The sequence below is a fragment of the Tissierellales bacterium genome, from assembly GCA_035301805.1.
Classification (GTDB): domain Bacteria; phylum Bacillota; class Clostridia; order Tissierellales; family DATGTQ01; genus DATGTQ01.
The window spans coordinates 1-8,965 of the sequence record DATGTQ010000264.1 but is presented as its reverse complement, the minus strand read 5'-3'; the positions used below and the strand labels follow the sequence as shown (position 1 = coordinate 8,965).

Sequence of the window (8,965 nt, the reverse complement as noted above, 5' to 3'; positions counted from 1 at the left end):
TATATTAAGTAATTTAGGACTTGAAAACATATTTCTTATAAAGTAACATATTATTTGTAAGTATTAGCACTCGATGAGATTGAGTGCTAACAAATTGGAAAAAATTAAATTTATATAAGGAGGGCAAAATAAATGAACATTAAACCATTAGGTGATAGGGTAGTAATAAAGAAAGTAGAAGCAGAAGAAAAAACAAAAAGTGGGATTGTTCTTCCTAGTTCTGCAAAAGAACAACCTAATTTAGCTGAAGTTTTGGCTATAGGTGAAGATATTGAAAATGACGACAAGAAAAGTAAACAAATAAAAGTTGGAGATAAGGTTATTTTTTCTCAATATGCAGGTACAGAAATTAAAGTGGATGAAGAAGAAGTAACTATATTGAAGTTAAACGAAATATTAGCTGTTGTTGAATAAATAATTTTTAAGGAGAGGTGACGTAAAATGGCAAAGGAAATTAAATTTGGTGAAGATGCTCGCCGTTCAATGGAAAAAGGTATAAATCAATTGGCTGATACTGTTAAAGTAACTCTTGGACCAAAAGGAAGAAATGTTGTATTAGATAAATCTTTTGGAGCACCATTAATTACTAATGATGGTGTAACTATAGCTCGTGAAATCGAATTAGAAGATAAATATGAAAATATGGGAGCACAACTTGTAAAAGAAGTAGCAACTAAGACTAATGATGTAGCTGGAGACGGAACTACTACAGCAACTTTATTAGCTCAAGCAATAATTAGAGAAGGACTTAAAAACGTAGCAGCTGGAGCGAACCCTATTATACTGCAAAGAGGTATACATAAAGCAGTAGATGCTACAGTAGAAGAAATAAGAAAATTCTCTAGGGAAGTAGATAGTAAAGAAGCTATAGCTCAAGTAGCTTCAATTTCAGCTGGAGAAGGACAAATTGGTGAATTAATTGCAGAAGCAATGGAAAAGGTAGGAAATGATGGAGTTATAACTGTTGAAGAATCAAGATCCATGGGTACTACTTTAGATGTTGTTGAAGGTATGCAATTTGATAGAGGATATATATCTCCATATATGGTAACAGATACTGAAAAAATGGTAGCAGAATTAGAAGAACCATATATTTTAATTACAGATAAGAAGATTGCAAATATCCAAGAAATATTGCCATTACTTGAAGAAGTAGTTCAACAAAATAAACCATTATTGATTATTGCAGAAGAAGTAGAAGGAGAAGCATTAGCAACATTAGTAGTTAATAAATTAAGAGGTACATTTAACTGTGTAGCTGTTAAAGCTCCTGGATTTGGCGATAGAAGAGGAGAAATGCTACAAGATATAGCAACACTTACTGGCGGTCAAGTAATTGCTGAAGATTTAGGCCAAGAATTAGGTGATGTAACTGTAGACATGTTAGGAAAAGCAAGAAGAGTACAAATTGACAAAGAAAACACTACAATAGTTGATGGTGAAGGTGATGAAAAAGCTATTGAAGAAAGAATTCATCAAATAAGAGTTCAACTTGAAGAATCAGATTCAGAATTTGACCAAGAAAAATTCCAAGAAAGACTTGCAAAATTATCAGGTGGAGTAGCAGTAATCCAAGTTGGTGCTGCAACTGAAACTGAACTTAAAGAAAGAAAATCAAGTATTGAAGACGCATTAGCAGCAACTAGAGCAGCAGTTGAAGAAGGTATAGTACCTGGTGGTGGAACAGTGCTTGTAAATTGTATCACAGCAGTTGAAAAGCTTATTGATGAAGTTGAAGGAGACGAAAAAACAGGAGTAAATATTATATTAAGAGCTTTAGAAGAACCAGTAAGACAAATAGCTTCAAATGCAGGGTTAGAAGGTTCAATAATAGTTGAACATGTAAAAGGATTAGAAGAAGGTAAAGGATTCGATGCATTAAGAGAAGATTATGTAGACATGATAAAAGCAGGTATAGTAGATCCTACAAAAGTAACTCGTTCAGCATTACAAAACGCTGCTTCAGTATCTGCAATGGTATTAACTACAGAAGCTGGAGTAATAGATATTGAAGAAGAAGAACCAATGGCTGGAATGGATCCAAATATGGCTGGAATGGGTGGCGGAATGCCAATGATGTAGTCTTTTAAAAGATTACAAACTATGTAAAATACAACCTTACAAAAATAATATATAGTTGCCAACGGTTTACAACATTAGTTGTTTTCTGTTGGCAATTTTTTATGTTGATATCTTATAAAATTGTAATTTAAATAAAGTTAGATTGTAACTTTGTAGTAAGATATATGTAGTATTATATTTTATAAATTAGTAGTATTTTAATCTGCAGTAGTACATTTTTAGATTACGTTATTTGTATCTTCATTCTCATGTAATGATGAAGCATTTTTAAGGTAATTCATAAATTTATAAATTTTTTCTTGTAACTCAATTTCTTTATTTATTATAATATATTTTACTCAAATATTTGTTTTAAAAGCATGGAAATATTAATAAAAAAGATAGCCTAAATTTAAAGGCTATCTTTTTAAAATTATTTATTATCTTAATACATCTTCTACTGGTGTATAAGGTAGATCAAAAGCTTCTGCTACAGCTTTATAAACTAATTTGCCTTCTAATATATTTGCACCCTTCTTCAATGGTTCTTCATCTATTAGAGCTTGTCTCCACCCTTTGTTTGCAATTCTAAGAGCATATGGTAAAGTAACATTTGTAAGGGCTAATGTTGATGTTTTTGGAACTGCCCCTGGAATATTTGCTACTGCATAATGAACTACATCATGCTTCATAAATATTGGATCAGAATGAGTTGTAGGATGTGTAGTTTCAATACATCCACCTTGGTCAATGGCTACGTCTACTAGAACACTTCCTGGTTCCATAAGTTTAACCATTTCTTCTGTAACTAATTTTGGTGCCTTAGCTCCTGGAATTAGAACGGCCCCTATTACTAAATCAGCTGTTTTAATAGCATTTGTTAAATTATAGTTGTTTGAATATAAAGTTTCTATTCTTCCCATAAATACTTCATTTAAATAGCGAAGTCTGTCCGTATTTATATCAAGGACTGTAACTCTTGCTCCTAAACCAACAGCTCTTCTAATAGCTCCAGTACCTACAATTCCAGCACCTACAACTGCTACATGTGCAGGAGGAACTCCTGGTACCCCATCTATTAAAAGACCTTTTCCTCCACGAGTTTTTTCTAAGTGAATAGAACCTTGTTGTACAGCCATACGTCCGGCCACTTCACTCATAGGTGTAAGAAGAGGTAAGGACCTATCTGGATTTTCTACAGTTTCATAGGCTAATGCAATTGTTCCAGCCTCCATTAAGGCTTTTGTTAATTCTTCTTCTGCTGCTAAATGTAAGTAAGTAAAAATAATTAAATCTTTTCTAAAGTACTTATACTCTGATTTTAGTGGTTCTTTAACCTTCATAATCATATCTGCTTCTTCCCATACTTTAGAAGCGTCTGATACAATTTCTGCACCTAGGTTTGAGTATTCTTCGTCAGTGAAACTAGCCCCCATACCTGCATTGGCCTCTACTAAAACCCTATGACCAGCTCTAACAAAAGCATCAACCCCAGCAGGTGTAACAGCAATTCTGTCTTCTTGTTCTTTAATTTCCTTTGGCACTCCAATAATCATTAAATATTCCTCCTTGTGTAAAATATTAAGTGACTTTTAACAATTTAGATATACTTTGTTTATTATGTCACAAACTGTTTAAAATCTGAGAAATCTTCCATATCTATATTATCATATTATGAAAATGTTTGCATTGAGTATTTATGATTTTTTAATTTGCAGAATAGTTTTAATTTTTTAGATTATGAAGATGGTATAATATAAAATATATACATAAATGATGATTGATAGGTGTAGGAAATTGGTATTGAAAAGTCTATTTTTCAAGAAATAGGTGATAACTTTCGGGTATCAAATTATAGAACAAGTGAAAAAAATAAAATTTATGAGTCTAATAAGTACTATGAAAGAAGGAAATCGGAAAGATAATGGAGAATTTAATAATAAGGAGATTGTGGTTAAAGTTTTGGAAAAAAGGTGATTTGATTCGATAAGAAGTAGAAAAATTGTAAAGGTTTCAAAAAATAGAGCTTTATACATTCTAAATTCTCTTATTAATGAAGGCAAAGCTAATAAAAATAGGAGAGGCAGAAGTACTTGATATAGGCTAAAAAAATACGACTAGTTAAATAAATGTGCCCAGAAATATGTCCACTAGCCGTATTAATAGGCGCAATTTTTTAGAAAAGGGAGGAATTAAAATGGCTAAAGAATTACTAGAAAGAAAAGATGTAGATGAAAATTTAACTTGGGATCTAATGGCAATTTTTAAAACCGAGGAAGAGTTTAAGGAGACAATAAATAAGATAGAGAAACTTACAGATGATATTGAAAAGAAATTTAAGGGAAAATTAAATATTGCTAGAAATATTAATAAATGTTTAGATGAATATAAGACATTAGCTGAACTAGTTACGCTTGCAGGAAACTATTCTTTTCTTGCAGTAGAAGTGGATCAAACAAATACAGAAAATAAAGAAAGACAATTTAAATTTATGAATTTAGCTTCTAATCTGAATAGTAAAACCAGCTTTATAGAATCAGAAATAATAGAAGCCAATGAAGAAGTTATAAAAAAGGCTATGGAAGAATCGAAAGAAAATTATAATTACTTAAAAGAAATAATGAGGAAAAAGGAATATGCTCTTCACCCAGAAGTAGAGAGAACTTTATCAGCTCTTTCAAATACTTTAGAAGCTCCCTATGAAGTTTATAATGCTTCTAAGTTAGCAGATATGGACTTTGGTACATTTAAAGTGGATGGGAAAGAATATCCTTTAAGTTTTACATTGTTTGAAGGAAAATGGGAATATGAAACAGATACAAAAATAAGGCATACAGCTTTCAATGCTTTTTCTAAAAAATTAAGAGAGTATGAAAATACAATAGCAACAGCTTATCAAATTCAGGTACAAAAAGAAAAAACTATAGCAAGTTTAAGAGGATTTGATTCCGTAATTGATAGTTTATTATTCCCCCAAGAAATAGATAGAGAATTATATAATAGGCAGATAGATTTAATTATGAAATATTTAGCACCTCATATGAGAAAATATGCTAAATTAATTCAAAAGGTTCATGGTTTAGAAAAGATGACTTTTGCTGATTTAAAATTGGTAATAGACCCTGATTTTGAACCAAAGGTATCAGTTGAAGAATCAAAAAAATATATAAATGGTGCACTAGGAGTATTAGGCAAAGACTACCTAGAAATGATTAAAAGAGCTTTTAATGAAAGATGGATAGATTTTGCTCAAAACAAAGGTAAATCAACAGGAGCATTTTGTGCAAGCCCTTATGGTAGTCACCCATATATTTTAATTTCTTGGACTGGAGCAATGCGAGAAGTATTCACATTGGGCCATGAGCTTGGCCATGCAGGCCATTTTTATTTAGCGCATAAACATCAAAATATATTTGATACCAGGCCATCCCTTTATTTCATAGAATCACCGTCAACTATGAATGAAATGTTAATGGCAAATTATTTAATGAAAAATACTGATGATAAAAGAATGAAAAGATGGGTTTTATCATCAATTATATCTAATACTTACTATCATAATTTTGTAACCCATTTATTAGAAGCAGCTTATCAAAGAGAAGTATATAAGATAATAGATTCTGGTGGTTCAGTACAAGCACCTTTATTGAATAAAATAAAGAGAGAAATATTAGAAGAATTCTGGGGAGATGCTGTAGAAATTAACGAAGGTGCAGAATTAACATGGATGAGACAGCCCCATTATTATATGGGACTATATTCATATACTTATAGTGCAGGCCTTACTATAGCTACTGAAGTAAGTAAGAGAGTATTAACCGAAGGGCAAAAAACATTAGATGATTGGAAAGAAGTCTTAAAGGCTGGAGGAACGAAAACACCAGTAGAATTAGCTAAGATGGCTGGGGTGGATATAACTACAGATAAACCTTTACTAAATACTATTGAACATATAGGTAATATAATAGATGAGATAATTCAATTAACAGGGGAATTAAATGATTAGAGAAATTAATCAAGATGGGCTGGGTATTTTAAATGAAAAAAAGGATGCATATCTTCAATATAATAATTTTAAAGTGGGAAAAATATATGAAAAGTTAGGATTTAAAGTAATAGATCAAGTTTATCATTATAATAAATAATATTGGAGGCTAAACATGGAGGAAAAAGATCAAAAATACTTATTAAAATTGGCGGATAAAAATTTAGCAGACTCTATTAAACATAGAGTTGAAAATATTGAAGGTGGTAAATTATATGAGACTGACAATTATATAATATATACTATTGGGATAGATAATGAAGATGGACATCTTAATGGAGCTCTTTGTTTAAATGATAAATATGCTGAAGAAATGTTTAGTAAAGCGGAAGAATTTTTCAGTCCCTTAAAACGTAATTATTCAGTGTGGGTAAGGGCTCATGAAGATTATAATCTAGAAAGAATTTTAAAAGAAAAAGGATTAGAACCGAAGAGACAACCAGGCTCTGCAGGAATGATAATGACAAATAGAATAGAAACAGTAGATTTACCATCTGGTTTTGAGATAAAAACAGTTAAAACAGATGAAGAGATTAAGGATTTTATTTCTGTAACGAAAGACGCTTTTGATAAATCAGATGAAGTTGGACAAAGAATGTTTAGTACAAAAGCTACATTGTGTGCACCTAATGTAAAGTCTTTTTTAATATATGAAGGTCATAAACCTATGTCAGCAGCAATTACTGTAATCTCAGGGGATGTATCAGGAATTTATTATGTTGGAACTATTGAAAGTGGAAGGGGTTTAGGACTAGGAAGCTATATAGTACAGGAATCGACAAATGCAGGCTTTGATGCAGGTAGTCCTGTGGTGATTCTCCAGGCTTCTGCTGCTGGAGAGAGGGTATATACTAAATTAGGATATGAGAAGATAACCTATTATAGGTCCTATATAAGGGACTTTTAACTAAAAGAAGGTAAATAAATTATAATTTATTTACCTTCTTTTTTTACTTAATATTATCTTGTTCCACCACCACTGCCACCGCCAGAGGAGCCTCCGCCACCTCCCCTACTACTGCTGCCACCGCCACCACTACTGCCACTACTACCACTACTACCATTACCAAAATTATCAAAATCGTCCCAGTGTCTATGGTAACCTCTATCATGTGGCCTAGGGCCCCGTGGGCCACGGATTGGAATTGTATTTTTAACAGCCTTATGTGCATTTTCAGTAAGGGATTTAACTATATGAATTCCATGTTTCCCATATATGCTTTCAGACTCATAATCTGGATAAATTTTTTTAATTTCTTTAGAAAGAACTTCTGTCATGCCAAGTAGTCCAGCCCATATCATTAGGTCATCTAAATTTTCTACATTTGTTGTTCTATGTTGGTTTAATGATGAAAAGTCATATAGATAATTTATAAACCTATGTATAGTATTTTCCACGTCCATTCCCTTATGTGTAAACTGAGAATCAATTTTAGTGGAGGTAAAAGAGCCTATTTCTTCAAAGGTTATATATTTCTTATCCCTTAATTTGATTAGGGAATCCTCTAATATTCTTGTTTCCCATACTTTCATAGTAGCGTAATTACTATAGTCCTTTTTAATCCATTTGCTAAGGGCTTTTTTTCTTAATATAAAATTATCATCTGTAGCTGTTTCCATGGCAGAATAGAATTTTCCCTCTAAAGTAATTGTTTCCAAAGCAGGTTCTATAAGTTTAAGAGCGGGCTCTTCTTTTTTAAAAAATATGCCGGTTTCCACATTTACAACTTCTATCCAACCCTGGTTAATCCATTTTAATATAAAGGCTGTCATTAAATCTTCAGGTTTAGATAGACCCATTTCATATAAGATGTAGAATACACTAGTAGGGTTATCCTTGAAAGGAAATTCTTTGCAATGTTCACCCTTGAATTGTCGTTTATATCTCCTAGATTTTGTTACTTTTTTACGGGTCAATGCTTTTCCTTTATTAAAAAAAGATATAATCACCCTAAAGAGAATTATTATTAAAAGAATATTATTGAAGAATATTTTAGCTAACTTGTCTGAAAAAGAACTTAAGCCTGAGGAAGGAGCAGGGGAATAAAGGCTATAATCGCTACCTTCAAAAGCCTTTTCCTTAACTTCTTCAAAGCTTTTATCTACTATTGAATTTGTTTCAAACATAGTTTCTTTAAGTTCAACTAATATAGTTAAGTAATTAGAATCATTAAAAGCTTTAGAATTAGTGGCAACTATTTTTCCGTCCCTAAAATGTATATCACCTTTATATCCAAAAGCCCAAATATTTGAATTCTCATTTACAAACCTATTATCACTTTCAATTGTTACTGACACATTCCTAGGAGGGATATTGGTTTGGTCATTTATAAACCTCCAAAATATTCCCTGTTTATCTTCATATTGCCTTATAAAATCAGTAACTGTATATTCAATTTCATAATTATGTTCACCATATTTTCCAATGCCCCAACATAATTCATAACCATAGGGGGTTTTAACTATACCATTCTTATTAGTTTTTTCTCTCTGAGAAGCATAAACATTCCAATCATCATCATATTCATAAATAATTCCATTTTCCTTGACTACAAAATTTTTAATTTCTGATTCTCCTAAATTCTCTATAATTATAAAATTTTCCGTTCCCTCAACTAAATGAGCCTTCCTTTTTTCTATAATTTTAGCACTACCATCTTCATTAATATGTACATTTATATTTAGCTCATCTAGTCTATGTTCCTTTAAAGTTGGTTTAGATGTGTTATAAATTATGCCAAGGCCTATTAACAAAATAATTACAAGTATTAGTACTTTTTTATTAACCATCGAATTCCTCCCTTATACATGGAAATTTATACCGAGGTTTATATAATATTATACCTTTAGGTATTATAT

Annotated in this window: 7 protein-coding genes; 5 read left to right on the top strand and 2 right to left on the bottom strand. The window is 31.4% G+C overall.

Annotated elements, in window-relative coordinates; genetic code table 11:
• Positions 1-132: 132 nt before the first annotated feature.
• A complete protein-coding gene (locus VK071_12950) occupies positions 133-414 on the top strand; it encodes a co-chaperone GroES (protein ID HLR36221.1) in 282 nt (93 codons plus the stop codon).
• 27 nt (positions 415-441) lie between these two features.
• The gene (gene groL / locus VK071_12945) at positions 442-2,082 is read left to right on the top strand and encodes a chaperonin GroEL (protein HLR36220.1); all 1,641 of its coding nucleotides are present in this window, start codon (positions 442-444) and stop codon (positions 2,080-2,082) included.
• Positions 2,083-2,501: 419 nt separating this feature from the next.
• On the opposite strand, the gene ald is transcribed toward groL, so the two are convergent.
• Complete coding sequence (gene ald / locus VK071_12940; GenBank protein ID HLR36219.1) at positions 2,502-3,617, bottom strand: alanine dehydrogenase; 1,116 nt, start codon at positions 3,615-3,617, stop codon at positions 2,502-2,504.
• Between the two features lie 641 nt (positions 3,618-4,258).
• On the opposite strand from ald, the gene pepF reads away from it, so the two are divergent.
• The 3 genes from pepF to VK071_12925 are packed head-to-tail and all read left to right on the top strand — an operon-like array spanning position 4,259 to position 7,013.
• Entirely contained in the window at positions 4,259-6,067 is a 1,809-nt protein-coding gene (pepF, locus tag VK071_12935; GenBank protein HLR36218.1) for an oligoendopeptidase F, read from the top strand.
• Complete coding sequence (locus VK071_12930; protein ID HLR36217.1) at positions 6,060-6,206, top strand: hypothetical protein; 147 nt, start codon at positions 6,060-6,062, stop codon at positions 6,204-6,206. Before pepF ends, VK071_12930 begins: the two co-directional genes overlap by 8 nt.
• 15 nt (positions 6,207-6,221) lie before the next feature.
• Positions 6,222-7,013 (top strand): GNAT family N-acetyltransferase, encoded by a 792-nt coding sequence (locus tag VK071_12925; protein ID HLR36216.1) that lies wholly within the window; start codon positions 6,222-6,224, stop codon positions 7,011-7,013.
• Positions 7,014-7,066: 53 nt separating this feature from the next.
• Here VK071_12925 and VK071_12920 read toward each other — a convergent pair whose 3' ends face one another.
• The gene (locus tag VK071_12920; protein HLR36215.1) at positions 7,067-8,896 is read right to left on the bottom strand and encodes a DUF2207 domain-containing protein; all 1,830 of its coding nucleotides are present in this window, start codon (positions 8,894-8,896) and stop codon (positions 7,067-7,069) included.
• Positions 8,897-8,965: the final 69 nt, after the last annotated feature.